The organism is Microbacterium binotii (assembly GCF_021398715.1).
GTDB lineage: Bacteria > Actinomycetota > Actinomycetes > Actinomycetales > Microbacteriaceae > Microbacterium > Microbacterium binotii_A.
Window position 1 is genome coordinate 1,622,718 of record NZ_CP090347.1, and the last position, 19,197, is coordinate 1,641,914.

Consider the following 19,197-nt stretch of genomic DNA (forward strand, 5'->3'; position numbering starts at 1 on the left):
TCTCCTCGTACTTACTCGGCTGCCGCGGCGATGGACTCGCGGGCGGCGGTGACGACGGCTTCGGTGGTGATCCCGAACTTCTGGAACAGCGTCTTGTAGTCAGCGGAGGCACCGAAGTGCTCGATGGCCACCGAGCGACCGGCGTCGCCCACGATTCCCTGCCAGGTGAGTGCGGAGCCGGCCTCGACCGACACGCGCGCCTTCACAGAAGACGGCAGGACGGATTCACGGTACTCGGCGTCCTGCTCGGCGAACCACTCGAGCGAAGGCACCGAGACGACACGCGCCGAGACGCCCTCCTGGGCGAGAGTCGCGCGGGCCTCGACGGCCAGCTGCACTTCCGAACCGGTGGCGATCAGCAGCACGTCGGGGGTGCCGCCGGGAGCCTCGGCCAGAACGTAGGCGCCCTTGACGGCGTTGTCCGCCGAGGCGAAGACATCGCCGGATGCGGCACCGTCACCGCGCTCGAACACCGGGATGTTCTGGCGGGTCAGCGCGATACCCGAGGGGCCCGCCGTGCGGCGCAGCATCTCGAGCCAGACGACGGCGGTCTCGTTAGCGTCGGCGGGGCGGACCATCGAGAAGTTCGGGATGGCGCGCAGCGTCGCCAGCTGCTCGATCGGCTGGTGGGTGGGTCCGTCCTCGCCGAGGGCGACCGAGTCGTGCGTCCAGACGAAGACCGTCGGGATGTTCATCAGCGCGGCCAGCCGCACGGGCGGGCGCATGTAGTCACTGAAGATCAAGAACGTACCGCCGAACGGACGCGTCGGTCCGTGCAGCACGATGCCGTTGAGGATCGCACCCATGGCGTGCTCGCGGATGCCGAAGTGCAGGACGCGGCCGTAGGGCGAGCCGGTCCACTCGTGCGTCGACCACTCCTTCGGGATGAACGAGCGCGCATCCTTGATCGTGGTGAGGTTCGACTCGGCCAGGTCGGCCGAACCGCCCCAGAGTTCGGGCAGCTTCGCGGCGAGGGCGTTGATGACCTGGCCGCTGGCGGCGCGGGTGGAGACGTCCTTGCCCGCTTCGAAGATCGGGAGGGCGTCGGCGATGTCGGCGGGGAGCTCCCGTGCCTCGAGGCGGTCGAGAAGCGCCTTGCGCTCAGGGTTGGCGGCGGCCCAGGCGTCGAACGCCTGCTGCCACTCGGCCTTCGCCTCCTCACCGCGCTTCACGAGCTCGCGCGTGTGGGCGATGACGTCGTCGGCCACGGCGAAGTTCTCCTCCGGATCGAACCCGAGGACCTTCTTGGTGGCGGCCAGCTCATCGGCACCCAGCGCTGCGCCGTGGATCTTGCCGCTGTTCTGCTTGCCGGGCGAGGGCCAGCCGATGATCGTCTTGAGGATGATCAGCGACGGCTTGTCGGTCTCGCCCTTCGCGCGCTCGATGGCGGCGTAGAGCTCGGCGACGTCCTCGACGTACTGGCCCGTCTTCTTCCAGTCCACGGTCTGGACCTGCCACCCGTAGGCCTCGTAGCGCGCGGCGACGTCCTCTGTGAAGGCGACGTTGGTGTCGTCCTCGATGGAGATCTGGTTGGAGTCGTAGATCACGACGAGGTTGCCGAGCTGCTGGTGTCCGGCGAGTGAGGAAGCCTCGCTCGTCACGCCTTCCTGCAGGTCTCCGTCTCCGGCGATCACATAGACGAAGTGGTCGAAGGGAGAGGTGCCTGCCGGTGCCTCGGGGTCGAACAGGCCGCGCTCGTAACGGGCGGCGTAGGCGAAGCCGACGGAGGACGCGAGACCCTGACCCAGCGGGCCCGTCGTGATCTCGACGCCCTTGGTGTGGCCGTACTCCGGGTGCCCCGGAGTCAACGATCCCCACGTGCGCAGCGACTCGAGGTCGTTCAGCTCGAGACCGAATCCGCCGAGGTACAGCTGCACGTACTGCGTGAGCGAGGAGTGCCCCACGGAGAGGATGAAACGGTCGCGGCCGATCCAGTGCGGGTCGGCGGGATCGTGGCGCAGCACCCGCTGGTAGAGCAGGTAGGCGGCGGGGGCGAGGCTCATCGCGGTGCCGGGATGACCGTTGCCCACCTTCTCCACTGCATCCGCCGCGAGGATGCGGGCCGTGTCCACGGCGCGTGCATCAATCTCATCCCAACGCAAATCGGCCACGGGACCGCCTTTCACAAAGAGGAGTGCGCCGCAGAGGGCCGATGAGTCCGGCCCGGGAGGGCCACGACCACGGCAGGCGCGCGTGTGGTTTCAGCATAGACTGGTCTGGAGCTTGACGAGGGGCGACAACGCAGCAGATGGACATCATGACGACGAGCCAGGGCGAGCCCGCATCCGCCGTCCGTCCTTCGATGGGTCGGACGGTGCGCGCCTACATCACCTTGACGAAGCCGCGCGTGCTCGAGCTCCTGCTCGTGACGACCGTGCCGGTGATGATCCTGGCGCAGGATGGACTGCCGAATCTCTGGCTGGTCCTGGCGACGGTCATCGGCGGATCGCTGAGCGCGGGTTCCGCGGCAGCGTTCAACATGTACCTCGATCGGGACATCGACGCGCACATGCAGCGTACGGTCAATCGGCCTCTCGTGACCGGCGAGGTCTCGCCGCGCGGCGCGCTGATCTTCGCCTGGACCCTGGCGGTCGTGTCGACCGTCTGGCTGCTTCTGACCACGAACTGGCTCGCCGCCGCGTTGTCGGCGGGCGCCATCTTCTTCTACGTCGTCATCTACACGATCCTGCTCAAGCGGCGAACGGAGCAGAACATCGTGTGGGGAGGCATCGCGGGCTGCTTCCCGGTCGTCATCGGCTGGTCCGCCGTCACGGGTTCCCTGTCGTGGACCCCGCTCATCCTCTTCGTCCTGATCTTCCTGTGGACCCCGCCGCACTACTGGCCGCTGTCGATGAAGTACAAGGACCAGTACGAGAACGTCGACGTGCCGATGCTCGGGGCCACCCGGTCCGGCTCCCAGGTCGGGCTGCAGGTGATCCTCTATGCCTGGGCGACCGTGGCCTGTTCGCTGCTGCTGATCCCGGTCGCGTCGATGGGCATGGTCTACTCGGTGTCCGCGCTCGTCTTCGGTGGCTGGTTCCTCTACGAATCGCACCGTCTCTATGCGCGCGCGGTGCGCGGCACCGAACCGCGCCCGATGCGGGTGTTCCACGCATCCATCTCCTATCTGACGCTGCTCTTCGTCGCCATCGCGGTCGATCCCTTGCTGCCGTTCTGATCGCGTCCTGACACGCGAGAACCCCTCGGCCCGCAAGAAGGGGCCGGGGGGTTCTCGTTGCGCGTGAGCGTCGCCGGATCAGCGAGTGATCGGCTGCTCCGCGGATGCCGGGACGTCGCTCTGCGGCTCGGATGACGCAGCGGGGTCTGCGGGGACGTCGGATGCCGTCTCGGCATCCGACGGCTCTGCCTCGTCCTGCCACGTGATGGTCTCGACGACGTCGACCTTCGGGGCGACGAGACTGCGTGCCGCGCCGAGCGCCAGAGCGGCGACGAGGCCGACGAGGCCCGCGCCGGCGATGACGGCACCGAACAGGGCCCACGCCTGGCCGGCGTACACCTCGACGCCGGTCGCACTGCCGTCGGTGAGGGTGGAGGTCATGATCGAGATCTTGTCGATCGTGAGCCAGGCACCGAAGCCGACGGCGGCGGCGGAGCCTGCGATGAGCCCCCAGAACGGGATGCTGCGGGACAGGCGGGGACGGGTCGTCATGTGGATCACTCCTCGAACGCGCGGCAACGGTTGCCGCGACCTGGCCACCCTCGCGGGTGAATCGAGGTGCGCCCGATGACGCGCCTATGCGTCTGCTGAGGAATCCTCCTGTGCGACCGGCCTCTTCAGGTGAAGGACGACGACCGTGTAGGCAGCCGCGGAGAGTGAGGCGAGGACCATGTGGATGCCTACGAGGAGCTCGGGGAGTCCCTCGCGCGCCTGCCACACTCCGACGGTCACCTGCACGGCGATGGCGATGACGAGCACGAGGAGCCAGCGCCGCGGGGGGAGCCGCAGCACCCAGGCGCTGATCGTGAGCGCGAGTACGAGCGCCGCGAGAACGTAGCCGGGCCAGGCGTGGATGTGGGCGAGGATCGTCGCGTCGAATCCGTCGCGGATCACGTTGGCGTCGCCCGAGTGGGGTCCCGAGCCCGTGGTGAGCACGCCGAAGAGGATCGTCACGGCCAGCACCAACCCGGTTGCGTGCGTTCCCATCTGGAACCACCGGGGCACGACGCGCTCGCGCGGGCCCGCGGTCGCGTCGAGTCGCACCAGGTACGCCGCAGCGACGCACACCAACAGCAAGGAGCACGTGTAGTGGAACCCCACGAGGAAGGGGTTCAGATCGGTGAGCACCGCGAACCCGCCCACGACGGCCTGCGCCATCACTCCCGCCAGAACGATCCATGCGAGCGTCGAGAGGTCTCGACGTCGAGGAAGTCGTCGCCCGGCGTCGATCGCCGCGGCGATGACGGCGACCAGGAGCGCACCCGAGGCGAAACCGAAGGCCGGCAGGTCAAGTGCTGCCGCCAGCGCGTAGGCGGGGACCGCGAGGAGGATCCCTCCGCCGGCGAACGCGAGTGCGCGCATCACGGCGGGGCGACCCGCGATCGCGAAGAGCGTCAGCAGGACCACGGCCACCGCGACGATTCCCACGACACCCGTCATGGTCCGGTTGCCGAACTCGATGACGCCATGGATGCCCTGCTCGGGCAGGGGGACGAGGGAGTCCGGTGTGCACAGCGGCCACTCCGAGCACCCCAGCCCCGACCCGGTCAGCCGCACCGCTCCGCCGGTCCCGATGATGATGACCTCAGTCAGGAACGAGAGCCACGCAAGGGCGCGCAGTGGTCGTCGCACCACGATCCCGGACCCCCCCGAGACGCGATCGGATGTGGGCAGAACGGTGCGAGCGGGCATGTGTCCTCCGGCCCGTTCCGGACCCCGGACGCGGCCCGGAAGTCAGGGGGAACCTGTAGAATCGTGGTTGTTGCGATGCCGCGCTTCGCGCAGGGTGCATCGACAACAGTTTAGGCGCCACGTGAGCGCCCATGATGAGGGCCCGAGAGCGGCGTTCGTCCCCGCAGACTCGACGGGGCGGCGGATGCCGGGGCGGATGACACCGTTGCGGTCCAATAAGGAGAGTGTGATGTCGGATGTGCTGATCGACCGCCCGGAGCTCGAAGGTCTGGGGGTGTACGAGTTCGGATGGCATGACCCCGACGCCGCGGGCGCGAGCGCGAAGCGCGGCCTCACCGAAGCCGTGGTGCGCGACATCTCGGCGCTCAAGGCCGAGCCCGAATGGATGCTGAAGACCCGTCTGAAGGGCTTCCAGCTGTTCGGCCGCAAGCCGATGCCGACCTGGGGCGCGGACCTCAGCGACATCGACTTCGAGAACATCAAGTACTTCGTGCGTTCCACGGAGAAGCAGGCGCAGTCCTGGGAGGACCTCCCGGAGGACATCCGCAACACCTACGAGAAGCTCGGCATCCCCGAGGCGGAGCGCTCGCGGCTCGTCGCAGGGGTTGCGGCGCAGTACGAGTCCGAGGTCGTCTACCACCAGATCCAGGAGGATCTGGAAGCCCAGGGTGTGATCTTCATGGACACCGACACGGCGTTGAAGGAGCACCCGGAGTTCTTCGAGGAGTACTTCGGCACCGTCATCCCCGCCGGCGACAACAAGTTCGCGGCGCTCAACACGGCCGTGTGGTCGGGTGGATCGTTCGTCTACGTTCCCAAGGGCGTGCACGTGGAGATCCCGCTGCAGGCGTACTTCCGTATCAACACGGAGAACATGGGCCAGTTCGAGCGGACGCTGATCATCGCCGATGAGGGGTCGTACGTCCACTACATCGAGGGTTGCACGGCGCCCATCTACAAGAGCGATTCGCTGCATTCGGCCGTCGTCGAGATCATCGTGAAGAAGAACGCCCGTGTGCGCTACACCACGATCCAGAACTGGTCGAACAACGTCTACAACCTGGTGACCAAGCGCGCCGTCGCCCATGAGGGCGCCACCATGGAATGGGTCGACGGCAACATCGGCTCGAAGGTCACGATGAAGTACCCCTCGATCTACCTCATGGGGGAGCACGCGAAGGGCGAGACCCTCTCGGTGGCGTTCGCCGGGCCCGGCCAGCACCAGGACGCCGGCGCCAAGATGATCCACATGGCGCCGTACACGCAGTCCTCGATCGTCTCGAAGTCGATCGCGCGCGGCGGCGGGCGTGCCGGCTACCGCGGCGAGGTACGCGTGGACGCGAACGCCCACCACTCGGCCAACACGGTGCGTTGCGACGCGCTCCTAGTCGACACGATCTCGCGCTCTGACACCTACCCGGCCATCGACATCCGCGTCGACGATGTCCAGCTGGGGCACGAGGCGACGGTCTCGAAGGTCAGTGAGGAGCAGCTCTTCTACCTGATGAGCCGGGGGCTCGCGGAAGACGAGGCCATGGCCATGATCGTGCGCGGGTTCATCGAGCCCATCGCGCGAGAGCTGCCGATGGAGTACGCACTGGAGTTGAACAAGCTCATCGAGATGGGCATGGAAGGCAGCGTCGGATGAGCCCCCAGGCCGAAGCCCCCGTGGTCGAGACCGCGAAGGGGCACATCGACCCTGCCGCTGCGTTCGTGCCGGTGCAGACCCGCTCGGAGCGCCCCCGAGCGAACGAGGTGTCGTTCTTCGAGGCTCCGACCGGCCGTGAGGTGAACTGGAAGCACACCCCGATCGACCGCATCCGTGGTCTTCTCGAAGATGTCGCGGGCGACGCCGGTGCGGTGGCGGTCTCCGTGACCGGGCCGCTGGCTGCGGCGGGTCTGTCCGCAGGCCAGGCGCCGCGCGGCGAGGTGTTCACCGCGGAGGATCTCAGTGCGGCGATCGCCTGGGAGCGTTCCGCCGAGGCGCTGTATCTCAGCATCCCCGCGGGCACGGAACTGAGTGAGCCCGTTGTCGTGGACCTCCGCGGTGCCGGCGGCCGCGCGCACACGCATCTCGTGATCGAGGCGCAGCCCAACGCGCGCGGCACGGTTCTCCTGCGCCATGCGGGTGTCGCACAGCTCGCCGAGAACGTGGAGATCATCGTTCGAGACGGAGCCGGCCTCACGCTCGTGACGCTTCAGGAGTGGGACGACGAAGCGGTGCACGTGGCGGCGCATCAGGCACGTGTCGATCGGGACGCGAGCCTGCGTCATGTCGTGGTCTCGTTCGGCGGCGGCGTGGTCCGCGTCAACCCGAACGTGGAGCTCGCCGGCACAGGCGCGCGCGGCGAGCTGTACGGTCTTTCCTTCGCGGACGCCGGCCAGCATCTCGAGAGCCAGGTGTACCTGCACCACAAGGGTGCGCAGACCGTCGGCGACGTGCTCTACAAGGGCGCACTGCAGGGCGATACCGCCCACTCCGTCTGGATCGGCGATGTGCTGATCGGGCCGGATGCGGTCGGCACCGACTCCTACGAGGCCAATCGCAACCTGGTGCTCACCGATGGAGCCAGGGCCGATTCCATCCCGAACCTCGAGATCGAGACGGGCGACATCCGCGGGGCGGGACACGCGAGCGCGACCGGTCGTTTCGACGACGAGCAGTTGTTCTACCTGCAGGCGCGCGGCATCGACGCGGAGCAGGCGCGGCGGCTGGTCGTGCTCGGCTTCCTCATGGAGATCGTGCAGAAGATCGGTATCGCGGAGCTCGAGGAACGTCTCGTCGGTGCGATCGAGTCCGAGCTCGCGGGGGAGAAGCGGTGAGCGCGACACGCGTGTGCGCTCTGAGCGAGCTGCAGCAGGACGAAGCCCGTCGCGTCGAGATCGACGGTGTACCCATGGCGGTCGTGCTCGACGGCAACGGCGAGGTGCACGCGATCGGCGACACCTGCACGCACGGTGACATCTCGCTCTCGGACGGATTCGTGGAGGGGGACACGCTGGAGTGCTGGGCGCACGGATCCGCGTTCTCGCTGCGTACCGGAAAGCCCCTGAACCTGCCGGCCTACGAGCCGGTGCCCGTATACGAAGTCACGATCGAGGGAGACGATGTTCTGATCGATCCCGCCGTGACCAAGAACGTCGACTGACGAAGGAACTGACATGTCTGTGCTCGAGATCCGCGACCTCCACGTGACGGTCGAGACCGATGAGGGGACCACCCCCATCCTGAACGGCGTCACCCTGACGATCCGCACCGGTGAGACCCACGCCATCATGGGGCCGAACGGGTCGGGCAAGTCGACGCTCGCCTACACGATCGCCGGACACCCGAAGTACACCGTGACCGGTGGCTCGATCACCCTCGACGGCGAGGACGTCCTCGAGATGAGCGTCGACGAGCGCGCACGCGCGGGCCTGTTCCTCGCGATGCAGTATCCCGTCGAGGTCCCGGGGATCACCGTGACCAACTTCCTGCGGACGGCCAAGACCGCGATCGACGGCGAGGCTCCCGCCATCCGCACGTGGACCAAGGACGTCAAGGCGGCCATGAGCAACCTGCGCATGGACGCGAAGTTCGCCCAGCGCAACGTCAACGAGGGCTTCTCGGGCGGCGAGAAGAAGCGTCACGAGATCCTCCAGCTCGAGCTGCTCAAGCCGAAGGTCGCGATCCTCGACGAGACCGACTCCGGCCTCGACGTCGACGCGCTGAAGATCGTCTCCGAGGGTGTGAACCGCGCGAAGGCGGAGACCGACCTCGGTGTTCTGCTCATCACGCACTACACCCGCATCCTCAACTACATCCGCCCCGACTTCGTGCACGTGCTCGTCAACGGCCGCGTCGCGGAAGAGGGCGGTCCCGAGCTCGCCGAGCGCCTCGAGAACGAGGGTTACGACCGGTTCCTCGAGCCCGGTGTGCAGGCCGGCGCGTAGGATTCGACTATGACCGCGACGATCACCCCGGAGAAGTACGACGAGGTCACCGAGGCTCTGAAGGACGTCATGGACCCCGAACTGGGTGTCAACGTCGTCGATCTGGGTCTCATCTACGACCTCGCGTGGGATGACGAGAACGATGCTCTCGTCATCCACATGACACTGACCTCTGCGGGGTGCCCGCTGACGGACGTGCTCGAGGAGCAGACAGCGCAGGCGCTGGACTCGGTCGTCGAGCGGTTCCGGATCAACTGGGTCTGGATGCCGCCGTGGGGTCCGGAGCGGATCACCGACGATGGCCGCGACATGATGCGGGCTCTCGGCTTCGCGATCTGACGACCGTCGATAGGCTCGTGCTGTGACGATCGAGCCCCTTCGCGCACTGCCTCTCGACGAGCTTCGCACGCGCCGGAGTGCGAAGTGGCGGTCGTACCCGGACGATGTGATCCCGCTGTTCGTCGCAGAGACGGACTATCCGCTGGCGCCCGCGATCAGCGGGGCGCTGCACGACGCCGTCTCGCGCGGAGACACCGGCTACACGCCTGCGGATCCGGGTGTGACCGCCGTGTACGCCGCCTTCGCCGCGCGGCGGCTCGGATGGGTTCCGGATCCCGAGCGGATGCGGATCACGGGCGACGTCATCATGGGCGTCGTCGAGATCCTCCGCCGAGTCATCGCGCCGGGCGATCGTGTCGTGATCACCCCGCCCGTGTATCCGCCCTTCTTCGAGGCCGTGCCCGAAGCCGGCGGGGTCGCGCAGTCCGTGCCGTTGCGAGACACGGGACAGGGCTGGGAGCTGGACCTCGAGGGGATCGAGGCCGCGTTCCGCGACGGCGCGCGTGGCATCCTCCTGTGCAACCCGCAGAACCCCACCGGGACGATTCATCCTCCGGGGACATTGGCCGCGCTGGCGGAGCTCGCAGTGCGCTATGGGGCCGTCGTCGTCAGCGACGAGATCCACGCGCCCCTGCCGCGCGCCGGGAACGTCGTCACGCCGTTCCTCTCCGTCTCGGATGCGGCGGCGCAATGCGGGTACGCCGTCGTCTCCGCGAGCAAGGCTTTCAACCTGGCCGGTCTGAAGTGCGCGATCATGGTCGCCGCGGACGACCGGACCCATTCCGTCCTTCGCTCCCTCCCGGACGAGGTCTCGTGGCGCACCGGGCTCTTCGGCGCCGTCGCTACGGTGGCCGCTCTGTCGGTCGAGTCCGACGCCTGGTTGGATGCGCAAGCGCTCGCGATCGATGGGAACGTCGATCTGCTGCGTGGGTTGCTCGAGGCGCATCTGCCGGATGCGGGCTTTCGTCCGCCCGATGCCGGTTACCTCGGGTGGGTCGATCTCTCTCGCCGCGGGTGGGGGGATGCACCGGCACGGCGGATCCTCCGCGAGGCGCGTGTGGCCGTCCACTCGGGCCCCGCATTCGGCATGGGAGGAGCGGGGCACATCCGTCTGACGCTCGGCTGCGCGCCGGAGGTGCTCACGGAGGCGATCGAGCGGATCGCCCTTCTTCGCTGAATCCGCTTGGGCATCTGCGAAGGTAAGGATAGCCTTATCAGGTGACAGCCCTCGTGACTCGACCGTCCTACCGCCCGTACATCGCGCACGTCTCGCGGGTCGTGCGGCTGTCGCCGCACTTCGTCCGCCTCACGTTCTCCTGCCCGGACTTCGAGAACTTCGGCACCGCCGGGCGGGACCAGCGGCTGAAGGTCCTGTTCCCCGGCCCGGACGGCCGCGTGTGCGACGTGGGTCAGCACGACGAGGAGGCGATCGCAAGGGGCGACTGGTACACCCGCTGGCGCGGACTGTCGCCCTCGGAGCGCACGCCCTTCCGCACATATACGGTGCGCCGCGTCGACCCCGAGAACTGCGAGGTCGACATCGACTTCGTGCTCCACCATGATCCCGGTCCGGCGGGCGCGTGGGCTGAGGCCGCCGTCGCCGGCGACGAGCTCGTGATCGTCGGACCGGATCAGCGCAGTCCGGACTCTCATCTGGGCATCGATTGGCATCCCGGCAGCGCACGCAGGCTTCTGCTCGCCGGTGACGAGACCGCCGCACCCGCCATCGCCGGCATCCTCGAGTCGCTGCCCGCCGACACCGACGTCGACGCGTTCATCGAGGTGCCCTCGCGGCAGGATGCCCTCCCGATCGCGACGCATGCGCGTGTGACGTGGCTCGCTCGCGACGACCGCGCCCACGGCGAGGCACTCATCGCGGCGGTGACCTCCTGGACGCACGCCGCCGACGACGTACTCGCGCGTGCCGCCGCGCCCCGTCCGCAGCAGCTCGAGGACGTGGACGTCGACCGTGAGCTCCTCTGGGACAGCCCGGAAGACTCGGAGGGCGAGTTCTACGCCTGGATGGCCGGTGAGTCACAGACGGTGAAGACCCTGCGACGACTGCTCGTCCAGGGCAACGGTGTCGACCGCAAGCGCGTGGCCTTCATGGGCTACTGGCGACGAGGTGTCTCGGAACGCATCGAGTAGACCGCAGGCGCGTCAGGCGGGTGCGTCCGCGTCCGTGATCGTGTGGTGACGACCGAGCGGAATGACCATGGGGCGGCCCGTCAGAGGGTCCGGCATGATCCTGCTCTCCAGGCCGAAGACCGTGCGCACCACATCCGTCGTCAGAACGTTTTCCGGCTCTCCCGCGGCGAGGATGCGGCCGTCGACCATGGCGACGAGATGGTCGGCGTAGCGCGCCGCCAGGTTGAGGTCGTGCAGCACCATCACGATGGTCGTGCCACGGTCCCGGTTGAGATCGGTCAGCAGGTCCAGCACGTCGATCTGATGGCTGATGTCGAGGAACGTCGTCGGCTCGTCGAGCAGGAGCAGATCCGTCTGCTGCGCCAGGGCCATCGCGATCCAGACGCGCTGGCGCTGACCACCGCTGAGCTCGTCGACGGACCGGTCGGACAGATGCGCGGTGCCGGTCGCTTCGAGTGCGCCCGCGATCGCCGCGTCATCGGCGGCGCTCCACCGTGCCAGCGGGCCCTGGTGCGGATGCCGGCCCCGGCTGACGAGATCGGACACCGCGATGCCGTCGGGAGCGATGGGGGATTGCGGAAGCAGCCCGAGCACGCGCGCGACCTGGCGCGTGGGCAGCCGATGGATGCTCTTCCCGTCGAGCAGCACACTCCCGGCCTCTGGCGACAGCAGGCGCGCCATCGACTTCAGTAGCGTGGACTTCCCGCACGCGTTGGCGCCCACGATCGTCGTGATCCTGCCCGCGGGGACGGAGAGATCCAGTGCGTCGACGATCACCCTGTCCCCGTAGGCGAGGGTGAGGGCGTCGGCGACGAGGGTGTGTTCGGCGGTCATATCGAGGTTCCTCCGGCCCGACTGCTGCGGATGAGCAGATAGACGAGATAGGGCGCGCCCAGCACGCCGGTCACGACGCCGACGGGCAGGCGCGTGCCGAGCGCGTACTGTGCGATGAAGTCGGACACCAGCACGAGGACGGCGCCCACGAGCCCGGCGGGTATGACGGGGGAGCCGACGGGCCCGAGGATCCGCACGGCGATGGGCCCGGCGAGGAAGGCCACGAACGAGATGGGTCCGGCGGCCGCTGTCGCGAACGCCAGCAGGCACACGGCGGCCACGATGAGAAGCAGGCGGCTGCGTTCCACGCGCACTCCGAGAGCGGATGCGGCCTCGTCGCCGACCCGCAGCAGCTCGAGATCGCGGGACAGGAAGAGCAGCGCGGGCACGACCAGAATCATCACCGCGGCGAGGGGGAGGACCTTCGCCCAACTGGCGTCATTGAGATTCCCCGTGATCCAGCGCATGGCGGTCTGGAGATCCCACTCCGCGGCGCGCGAGATGACGTACGAGATCACGCTGTTGCAGATGGCCGCCACGCCGATGCCGATCAGGATCAGCCGGGCGCCGGAGCCGCCGCGCTTGTAGGCGAGGAGATAGATGAGCAGGGCAGCGGTCAACGCAGCGCCGGTCGCCAGGAACGAGACGGACGTCTCGCCGAGGCCGAGGACGACGATCCCTGTGACAGCGGCGGCGCTCGCGCCTGAGCTGATGCCGATGACATCCGGACTCGCGAGGGGATTGCGCAGCATCGTCTGGAAGACGACGCCGCCCATCCCGAAGCAGAGGCCGGTCAGCAGCGCCGTCGTGGCGCGGGGAAGTCGCAGCTCTCCCACGGTGAAGGACGCACCCGGAACGCGTTGCCCGGTCAGCACGCCCCAGACCTCCGACGGGGAGTAGAGAGTCTGCCCCAGCATGAGGGAGAGGGCGTAGACGATGATCGCGATCGCGGCGAGCGCGGACGTGACGACGATCCACCGTCGACGACGTCGGCGACGCCCCGCGCGTACAAGGGAGAGCGCGTCCACGGCTTCGGCGGCGACGGTCACAGCGCCTTCACCTTCTGCCGCCGCACGATGGCGATGAAGAACGGCGCGCCGACGAGCGCGGTGATGATCCCCACTTCGATCTCCTCCGGGCGGGCGATGACTCTTCCGATGACGTCCGCGCCCGTGAGGAGCACGGCTCCTGCGACCGCGCTGAAGGGCAGGAGCCACCGATGATCCACGCCGATCAACAACCGGCAGATGTGCGGGACGACCAAGCCCACGAATCCGATGGGTCCGGCGACCGCCGTGGCGGCACCGCACAAGAGCACCGCACCGAGGGTGGACACCAGGCGTGCGGTGCGCACGCGCTCCCCGAGCCCGGCGGCGAGCTCGTCTCCCAGCGCCAGCGTGTTCAGTGCGGGGCTGCACGCCACGCACACGAGGAGACCGACCACGAGGAACGGCGCGACCTGCAGGATGGTGGCGATCGTCGCACCCCCGACACCGCCGACCTGCCAGAAGCGGAACTGGCTCATCACGTCGACCCGGGGCAGCAGGATCGCGCTCGTCAACGACGAGAAGGCGACGGCCGTCACCGCACCTGCAAGAGCGAGCTTGAGCGGTGTCGCGCCTCCTCGGCCCAGTGCGCCGATCCCGTACACGAACACGGCGGCGACGGCAGCTCCCACCAACGCCGTCCAGATGTACGCGGTCGGCGTCGCGAGACCCAGGAACGCGATGCCGCAGACCACGGCCAGGGCGGCCCCGCCGTTGATCCCCAGGATCTGCGGGTCGGCGAGCGGATTACGGGTCGCGCCCTGGAGGACCGCGCCCGCGACGCCGAGCGCCGCGCCGACCATGATCGCCAGGACGGTGCGAGGAATGCGTTTGTTCACTGCGGCGGCCCCCGCCGTGTCGACCGCCCCGCCGAGCCCGGCCCAGATGTCGTGCCATCCGACCGCGCGTGCACCGAAGGTCACCGACAGGAACGAGATCGCCAGCAACGCGGCGAGCAGTACGACGAGCCACAACGCCCGACGCCGCCCCCAGCGCCGTCGCGTTGACGGCGTGGAGGCGGCAGTGTCGGGGGTGCGGGCGACGCTCATCGCCGCCCGCACCCGCGGACGATCGGTCGGATCATGATGCCTTGGCGGCGGCCTCTCCGACGAGCTTGATGTAGTCGTCGCCGTAGCTGGTGCCGATCGACAGGGGCGAAGGCGTGATGGCGGAGGAGAGCGTCGAGTCCGAGGTGATGACCGCGACGGCGCCGTTGGCGACCGCGGGGATGCGAGAGAGGAGCGGGTCGGCCTGCCACTGGGAGAGGGTCTCATCCGTGCCGTACGTGACGATCACCTGGACGTCCTCGAAGCTCTCGATCTGTTCGGTGCTGGTGACGATCCAGAATTGGTCGGATGCGGCGGACTGCTCCTTGACGTAGGCGGAGGGGGCGAATCCCATCTCCTCGAGGTAGCCCACACGCGGGTCCGACCGACTGTAGAAACCGAGGTTGCTCAGGTCGGTGGGGTCGAAGTAGGAGAGAAGCGTCGTCTTCCCGGCGATGGCGGGATACTCCGCGGCCGTGTCGGCCACGTGCTTCTCGAGCGAAGAGACGAGCTCCTGCGCCTCATCCGCCATGCCCAGGGCCGTCCCGTCGAGGATGGTCATGTCCTGCCATGAGGTTCCCCACGCCATGTCCTGGTAGGTGACGACAGGCGCGATCTTGCTCAGGGTGTCGTATTGCTCCTGGGTCATCCCGGAGTACGCGGCAAGGATGACGTCGGGCGCGGCATCGGCGATGGCCTCGTAGTCGTACCCATCCGTCTCGTCCATCAGTACGGGGGTCTCCGCACCCAGCTCGTCGAGCTTGTCCTTCACCCAGGGCAGGAGCCCGTCGCCGTCCTCGTCGCCGTAGGTCACCTTCGGCATGGCCACCGGAACGATTCCCAATGCCAGTGCGACATCCTGGTTGCCCCAGTCGACGGTGACGACGCGCTGCGGTTTGGCGTCGATCGTCGTGGTCCCGAAGGCGTTCTCGATCGAGAGCGGGAATGCGCCGTCCTGCTCCGCGCCGCCGTCGGTGGCCGCGGGGGTCGCCGCGCCCGAGCTGCAGGCGGTGAGAGCGGCGAGAGAGACGGTGGCGACCGCGAGAGCGGTCCAACGCTTGAGCTGCATGACGAGGAGGGCCTTTCTGGAGGGGTGCTAGGCGAGGCTACCCTAACTCGTGGATGATTCTCGACCCGAATCCACACGGGTGTTCGGCCGGACGACGGTCGCGGTGCGCGCCGGTAGACTGAACGGTGGCCTACTTCGGCCGCCTTCCCACCCGAACAGAACGGACGTACGCCGTGCTCGCCGTGCATGACCTCGAGATCCGCGTCGGCGCGCGCGTTCTCATGTCCGAGGTCGCCTTCCGCGTTTCCCGAGGCGACAAGATCGGCCTGGTCGGTCGTAACGGTGCGGGCAAGACGACGCTCACGAAGGTCCTCGCCGGCGATCTGCTGCCTTCGGCGGGAGAGGTGCAGCGTGGAGGGGAGCTCGGCTACCTGCCGCAGGACCCTCGTTCCGGCGACCCCGAGATGCTGGCACGCACGCGCATCCTCGACGCGCGCGGGCTGGGAACGCTCGCGCTCGGCATGCAGGAGGCCTCGCTCGCGATGGCGGACGACGACCCCGATGTCGCGGCCAAGGCGATGCGACGGTACGGCAGCCTCACGGAGCGCTTCGAGTCGCTCGGCGGCTATGCGGCTGAGGCGGAGGCGGCGTCGATCGCCCACAACCTGTCGTTGCCCGATCGCATCCTCGATCAGCCGCTGAAGACGCTCTCCGGTGGTCAGCGCCGACGCATCGAGCTCGCCCGCATCCTGTTCTCGGATGCGGACACGATGATCCTCGACGAGCCGACCAACCACCTCGATGCCGACAGCGTGGTCTGGCTCCGCGAGTTCCTCAAGAACTACAAGGGCGGACTCATCGTCATCAGCCACGATGTGGAGCTGGTCGGCGAGACCGTCAACCGCGTGTTCTACCTCGACGCCAACCGCCAGGTCATCGACATCTACAACATGAACTGGAAGAACTACCAGCGTCAGCGGGTGGCGGACGAGGAACGCCGTAAGAAGGAGCGCGTCAACGTCGAGAAGAAGGCGACCGCACTGCAGCTGCAGGCGGCGCGCTTCGGTGCCAAGGCATCGAAGGCCGCGGCCGCGCACCAGATGGTGGCGCGCGCGGAGAAGATGCTGTCCGGTCTCGATGAGGTGCGCCAGGAGGATCGCGTCGCGAAGCTCCGGTTCCCGAAGCCCGCCCCCTGTGGCAAGACGCCGCTGATGGCGCGCGGCCTGTCGAAGTCGTATGGCTCGCTGGAGATCTTCGCCGACGTGGATCTCGCGATCGATCGCGGATCCAAGGTCGTCGTACTCGGCCTCAACGGCGCGGGAAAGACGACTCTGCTGCGGATGCTCGCGGGTGTGGACGCCCCCGACACCGGAACCATCGAGCCCGGGCACGGACTGAAGGTCGGCTACTACGCCCAGGAGCACGAGAACCTCGACGTGTCGCGGTCGGTTCTGGAGAACATGATGTCGGCGGCGCCGGACATCACGGCGACGGAGGCCCGCAAGGTGCTGGGGTCGTTCCTGTTCACGGGCGACGACGTGCTCAAGCCCGCCGGGGTGCTCTCAGGTGGCGAGAAGACGCGGCTGTCGTTGGCGACCCTGGTCGTCTCGAGCGCCAACATGCTGCTCCTCGACGAGCCGACGAACAACCTCGACCCCGCCTCTCGCGAGGAGATCCTCGGTGCGCTCGCGCACTACGAGGGTGCTGTGGTGCTCGTCTCGCACGATGCGGGAGCCGTCGAGGCCCTCAATCCGGAGCGCGTCCTCATCCTGCCCGACGGGGTCGAGGACATCTGGGGTCGCGACTACGTCGACCTGATCACCCTGGCCTGATCCTTCACGCGTCCGCGCGGTCGAGGATCGCGTCCTCCTGCTCGGCGTCGCGATCCACACGCTTGCGGGCTCGGGTGACACGAGACACGGCCGGGCGATCATCGTCTTCCTGATCCTCGGTGCGCTTCCGACGTTCGGTGCGGATGATGTATCCGATGAAGACGAACCCCATCACGGCGAACAGGATCCACTGGATGGCGTATGACAGATGCGGCCCGGGATCCTCCGACGGAGCTGCCAGCGCGTACGGCATATCGGAGACCGGGGGATCCTCGCTCACGAGCACCCCGTAGGCGGAAGTCAGGGTCGCCGAACCGGTGGTTTCCGCGACGAGCGGCAGATTGATCGTCGGTACCTGCCCCGCAGGCGCGGTTCGGCCCGAGTTCGGGAGTGGCTCGGGGGCGCGGAGGCGTACGACGACGCTCACCGTGCCCGACGGTGGTGCGGGGATGAGTGCGGGCCCGTCGCCGCTTTCCGCCGGCGGGATCCATCCGCGGTCGACGATGAGCACGCGCCCGTCGGACGTGCGCAGGGGCGTCAGGACCTCGAAGGCGCTCGTGCCGCCGTGCGGGCGATTGCGGACCACCAGCTGCTGCTCCGAAACGTACTCGCCGGTGACGACGACGGGATGCCATTCCGACTCCGGATCGAGCTGGTCGTCGGGGAGGAGATCATCCAGCGGGACCGCGGCCGCGTCGTAGTTCCGGTCGACGAGGGCCAGCTGCGCGGCGCGCTCGTCGTTGCGCGCGAACTGCCAATTCGAGAGGAAGACACAGGCGATGGCGAACGCGACGGCGACCCCCACGTAGGCCGTCCATCGCAGCGCCGTGTCCCGTCGGATGCTCACGATGCGTCCTCTCTCGCAAAAGGCTCCACCGCGACCGGGAACGAACGAGTGGCGAGGAAGTCTCGGAGATATGCGACGTGAGCGTCGCAGGCCAGCCAGACCTTCCGCCGGTCCGTGTCATGTATCCGCGGATTACGCCACAGCACCCGCCAGAGGGCGCCGTCGCGACATCCCGCTCGCGAACAGATCGCCTCTTCACTCATGCGTCGTGCGGGTTCGGGGGTGTCTCGGAGATGGTGATCACCTGGCTGTGCGGAGTCGGGGACGGCTCGTCTTGTCGCGGCTCGAGAGCGGGCAGCGTCACGGTCTCGGCGGGCGCGGCACGCGACTCCTGGCCTACGTTCGCCACGACGACGGCGATGTAGGGGAGGAAGACCGCTCCCGCCGCGAACAGCCACGTGTACCAGCCGTAGGGGGTGACGAGGATCATCGCGACGAAGCAGGCCACCCGTACGCCCATCATGATGACGTACTTGAGCATGCGAGCACTCGACTCGTCACGCGGCGCGTGGGGGAGCGAGGTCGCCGACTGTGGTGGGGAGGGCTGCTTCACGGTGCTTCCAGAGTACGCCGGAGGCACCGCTCGCGGGGTCGGTCAGGAGGAGTAGCTGTAGTCGTAGTACGCGCCGTTCGAAAGGTTCACGATCCAGACGATCCAGAGGACGATGAGCACCGTGATGATCGCATAGAGCACCAAGCCCGCGTAACCGGTGATCGTGCCGGCCAGCCCCAGCCCGCGACCGCCCTCCTCGCGCTCGCGGATCTGCTTGAGCGAGATGTGGCCGGTGATGATGCCGACGATGGAGCCGATGAACGGGATGAGGACGATCCCGACGATCGAGGACACCAAGGACACGACGGCGAGGCTGTTCGTCTTCGGACCCGCCGGGTACGGCGTATACACCGGCGGGGCACCGTAGGCCGGTGCGCCCTGGTAGGACGGAGGGTACCCGGGCGACGCGGGCGGGACGTTGTACGCCGGATAGGGCGCCGGGCTCGCCGGAGGCGCGCTGTACCCCGGATATCCGGCAGGCGGCGCGGGGGAGGGGGCCGGCGACGACGGGGCGGGGTAAGACGGCGGGGCGTACGCCGGCGCCTGGTGGTCGGGTGAGGCCGGGGCCGCCGCGGTGGGTTCCGCGGGGACGGGCTGAGCGTCGGGGGCGATGCCCTCTCCCGCTGATTCGGGGGCGGGGAAGTCGTTGTTCTGATCGCTCATCTGGAAGCCTTTCCGTCTGTGAGGGAAGCCTTCCAGTCACCGCCGGGCGGTGTCAAACGAGCCTGTCGATAGGCTGG

Annotated in this window: 19 protein-coding genes; 9 read left to right on the top strand and 10 right to left on the bottom strand. The window is 68.1% G+C overall.

Features of this window, described 5'->3' with window-relative positions; genetic code table 11:
• Nucleotides 1–11: 11 nt before the first annotated feature.
• Entirely contained in the window at nt 12–2,111 is a 2,100-nt protein-coding gene (tkt, locus tag LXM64_RS08160; protein ID WP_234075385.1) for a transketolase, read from the bottom strand.
• A 146-nt stretch (nt 2,112–2,257) separates the two neighbouring features.
• Here tkt and LXM64_RS08165 point away from each other — a divergent pair, with 146 nt between their 5' ends.
• Nucleotides 2,258–3,178, top strand: coding sequence for a heme o synthase (locus LXM64_RS08165; RefSeq protein ID WP_234075386.1), 921 nt, complete (start codon nt 2,258–2,260; stop codon nt 3,176–3,178).
• Nucleotides 3,179–3,256: 78 nt separating this feature from the next.
• Here the strand turns inward: LXM64_RS08165 and LXM64_RS08170 are convergent, their stop codons facing one another.
• Complete coding sequence (locus LXM64_RS08170; RefSeq protein WP_234075387.1) at nt 3,257–3,670, bottom strand: dinucleotide-utilizing enzyme; 414 nt, start codon at nt 3,668–3,670, stop codon at nt 3,257–3,259.
• Between the two features lie 84 nt (nt 3,671–3,754).
• Nucleotides 3,755–4,870, bottom strand: a complete 1,116-nt coding sequence (locus LXM64_RS08175) for a COX15/CtaA family protein (protein WP_234075388.1) — start codon at nt 4,868–4,870, stop codon at nt 3,755–3,757.
• 229 nt (nt 4,871–5,099) lie between these two features.
• On the opposite strand from LXM64_RS08175, the gene sufB reads away from it, so the two are divergent.
• From sufB to LXM64_RS08210, 7 genes are read left to right on the top strand one after another with little or no spacing between them, the layout of a single operon-like run.
• Nucleotides 5,100–6,518 (top strand): Fe-S cluster assembly protein SufB, encoded by a 1,419-nt coding sequence (gene sufB, locus LXM64_RS08180; protein WP_137417048.1) that lies wholly within the window; start codon nt 5,100–5,102, stop codon nt 6,516–6,518.
• On the top strand, nt 6,515–7,693 hold the full coding sequence (gene sufD / locus LXM64_RS08185) for a Fe-S cluster assembly protein SufD (protein ID WP_234075389.1): 1,179 nt from the start codon (nt 6,515–6,517) through the stop codon (nt 7,691–7,693). Before sufB ends, sufD begins: the two co-directional genes overlap by 4 nt.
• Nucleotides 7,690–8,019, top strand: coding sequence for a non-heme iron oxygenase ferredoxin subunit (locus LXM64_RS08190; RefSeq protein ID WP_137417046.1), 330 nt, complete (start codon nt 7,690–7,692; stop codon nt 8,017–8,019). Before sufD ends, LXM64_RS08190 begins: the two co-directional genes overlap by 4 nt.
• Nucleotides 8,020–8,032: 13 nt before the next feature.
• Entirely contained in the window at nt 8,033–8,803 is a 771-nt protein-coding gene (gene sufC / locus LXM64_RS08195) for a Fe-S cluster assembly ATPase SufC (protein WP_137417045.1), read from the top strand.
• Between the two features lie 9 nt (nt 8,804–8,812).
• A complete protein-coding gene (locus tag LXM64_RS08200; protein ID WP_137417044.1) occupies nt 8,813–9,142 on the top strand; it encodes a metal-sulfur cluster assembly factor in 330 nt (109 codons plus the stop codon).
• 22 nt (nt 9,143–9,164) lie between these two features.
• A complete protein-coding gene (locus LXM64_RS08205; protein ID WP_234075390.1) occupies nt 9,165–10,319 on the top strand; it encodes a MalY/PatB family protein in 1,155 nt (384 codons plus the stop codon).
• A 41-nt stretch (nt 10,320–10,360) separates the two neighbouring features.
• On the top strand, nt 10,361–11,290 hold the full coding sequence (locus tag LXM64_RS08210; protein WP_234075391.1) for a siderophore-interacting protein: 930 nt from the start codon (nt 10,361–10,363) through the stop codon (nt 11,288–11,290).
• 12 nt (nt 11,291–11,302) lie between these two features.
• On the opposite strand, the gene LXM64_RS08215 is transcribed toward LXM64_RS08210, so the two are convergent.
• Genes LXM64_RS08215 through LXM64_RS08230 form a run of 4 tightly spaced genes read right to left on the bottom strand, consistent with a single transcriptional unit; the run spans nt 11,303 to nt 15,285 of the window.
• On the bottom strand, nt 11,303–12,124 hold the full coding sequence (locus LXM64_RS08215; RefSeq protein WP_234075392.1) for an ABC transporter ATP-binding protein: 822 nt from the start codon (nt 12,122–12,124) through the stop codon (nt 11,303–11,305).
• A complete protein-coding gene (locus LXM64_RS08220) occupies nt 12,121–13,173 on the bottom strand; it encodes a FecCD family ABC transporter permease (RefSeq protein WP_234075393.1) in 1,053 nt (350 codons plus the stop codon). Before LXM64_RS08220 ends, LXM64_RS08215 begins: the two co-directional genes overlap by 4 nt.
• On the bottom strand, nt 13,170–14,219 hold the full coding sequence (locus tag LXM64_RS08225; protein ID WP_234075394.1) for a FecCD family ABC transporter permease: 1,050 nt from the start codon (nt 14,217–14,219) through the stop codon (nt 13,170–13,172). The genes LXM64_RS08220 and LXM64_RS08225 overlap by 4 nt, the downstream gene beginning before the upstream one ends.
• A 31-nt stretch (nt 14,220–14,250) precedes the next feature.
• The gene (locus LXM64_RS08230; RefSeq protein ID WP_267955141.1) at nt 14,251–15,285 is read right to left on the bottom strand and encodes an iron-siderophore ABC transporter substrate-binding protein; all 1,035 of its coding nucleotides are present in this window, start codon (nt 15,283–15,285) and stop codon (nt 14,251–14,253) included.
• 173 nt (nt 15,286–15,458) lie between these two features.
• On the opposite strand from LXM64_RS08230, the gene LXM64_RS08235 reads away from it, so the two are divergent.
• Complete coding sequence (locus LXM64_RS08235) at nt 15,459–17,057, top strand: ABC-F family ATP-binding cassette domain-containing protein (RefSeq protein ID WP_234075433.1); 1,599 nt, start codon at nt 15,459–15,461, stop codon at nt 17,055–17,057.
• Between the two features lie 4 nt (nt 17,058–17,061).
• Here the strand turns inward: LXM64_RS08235 and LXM64_RS08240 are convergent, their stop codons facing one another.
• From LXM64_RS08240 to LXM64_RS08255, 3 genes are all read right to left on the bottom strand, one after another.
• A complete protein-coding gene (locus LXM64_RS08240) occupies nt 17,062–17,898 on the bottom strand; it encodes an SURF1 family protein (RefSeq protein ID WP_234075434.1) in 837 nt (278 codons plus the stop codon).
• Between the two features lie 205 nt (nt 17,899–18,103).
• Nucleotides 18,104–18,484, bottom strand: a complete 381-nt coding sequence (locus tag LXM64_RS08250) for a DUF3099 domain-containing protein (RefSeq protein ID WP_326490547.1) — start codon at nt 18,482–18,484, stop codon at nt 18,104–18,106.
• Between the two features lie 15 nt (nt 18,485–18,499).
• Complete coding sequence (locus LXM64_RS08255) at nt 18,500–19,120, bottom strand: DUF4190 domain-containing protein (protein WP_234075397.1); 621 nt, start codon at nt 19,118–19,120, stop codon at nt 18,500–18,502.
• Between the last annotated feature and the right edge of the window lie 77 nt (nt 19,121–19,197).

What these genes read in the sequence shown, in the direction of transcription:
- LXM64_RS08165 (WP_234075386.1), top strand. Translation starts at nt 2,258, where the DNA reads ATGACGACGAGCCAGGGCGAGCCCGCATCCGCCGTCCGTCCTTCGATG.
- LXM64_RS08225 (WP_234075394.1), bottom strand. Translation starts at nt 14,219, where the DNA reads ATGAGCGTCGCCCGCACCCCCGACACTGCCGCCTCCACGCCGTCAACG.
- LXM64_RS08215 (WP_234075392.1), bottom strand. Translation starts at nt 12,124, where the DNA reads ATGACCGCCGAACACACCCTCGTCGCCGACGCCCTCACCCTCGCCTAC.
- LXM64_RS08175 (WP_234075388.1), bottom strand. Translation starts at nt 4,870, where the DNA reads ATGCCCGCTCGCACCGTTCTGCCCACATCCGATCGCGTCTCGGGGGGG.
- LXM64_RS08170 (WP_234075387.1), bottom strand. Translation starts at nt 3,670, where the DNA reads ATGACGACCCGTCCCCGCCTGTCCCGCAGCATCCCGTTCTGGGGGCTC.
- sufC (WP_137417045.1), top strand. Translation starts at nt 8,033, where the DNA reads ATGTCTGTGCTCGAGATCCGCGACCTCCACGTGACGGTCGAGACCGAT.
- LXM64_RS08230 (WP_267955141.1), bottom strand. Translation starts at nt 15,285, where the DNA reads ATGCAGCTCAAGCGTTGGACCGCTCTCGCGGTCGCCACCGTCTCTCTC.
- LXM64_RS08255 (WP_234075397.1), bottom strand. Translation starts at nt 19,120, where the DNA reads ATGAGCGATCAGAACAACGACTTCCCCGCCCCCGAATCAGCGGGAGAG.
- sufB (WP_137417048.1), top strand. Translation starts at nt 5,100, where the DNA reads ATGTCGGATGTGCTGATCGACCGCCCGGAGCTCGAAGGTCTGGGGGTG.
- LXM64_RS08200 (WP_137417044.1), top strand. Translation starts at nt 8,813, where the DNA reads ATGACCGCGACGATCACCCCGGAGAAGTACGACGAGGTCACCGAGGCT.
- sufD (WP_234075389.1), top strand. Translation starts at nt 6,515, where the DNA reads ATGAGCCCCCAGGCCGAAGCCCCCGTGGTCGAGACCGCGAAGGGGCAC.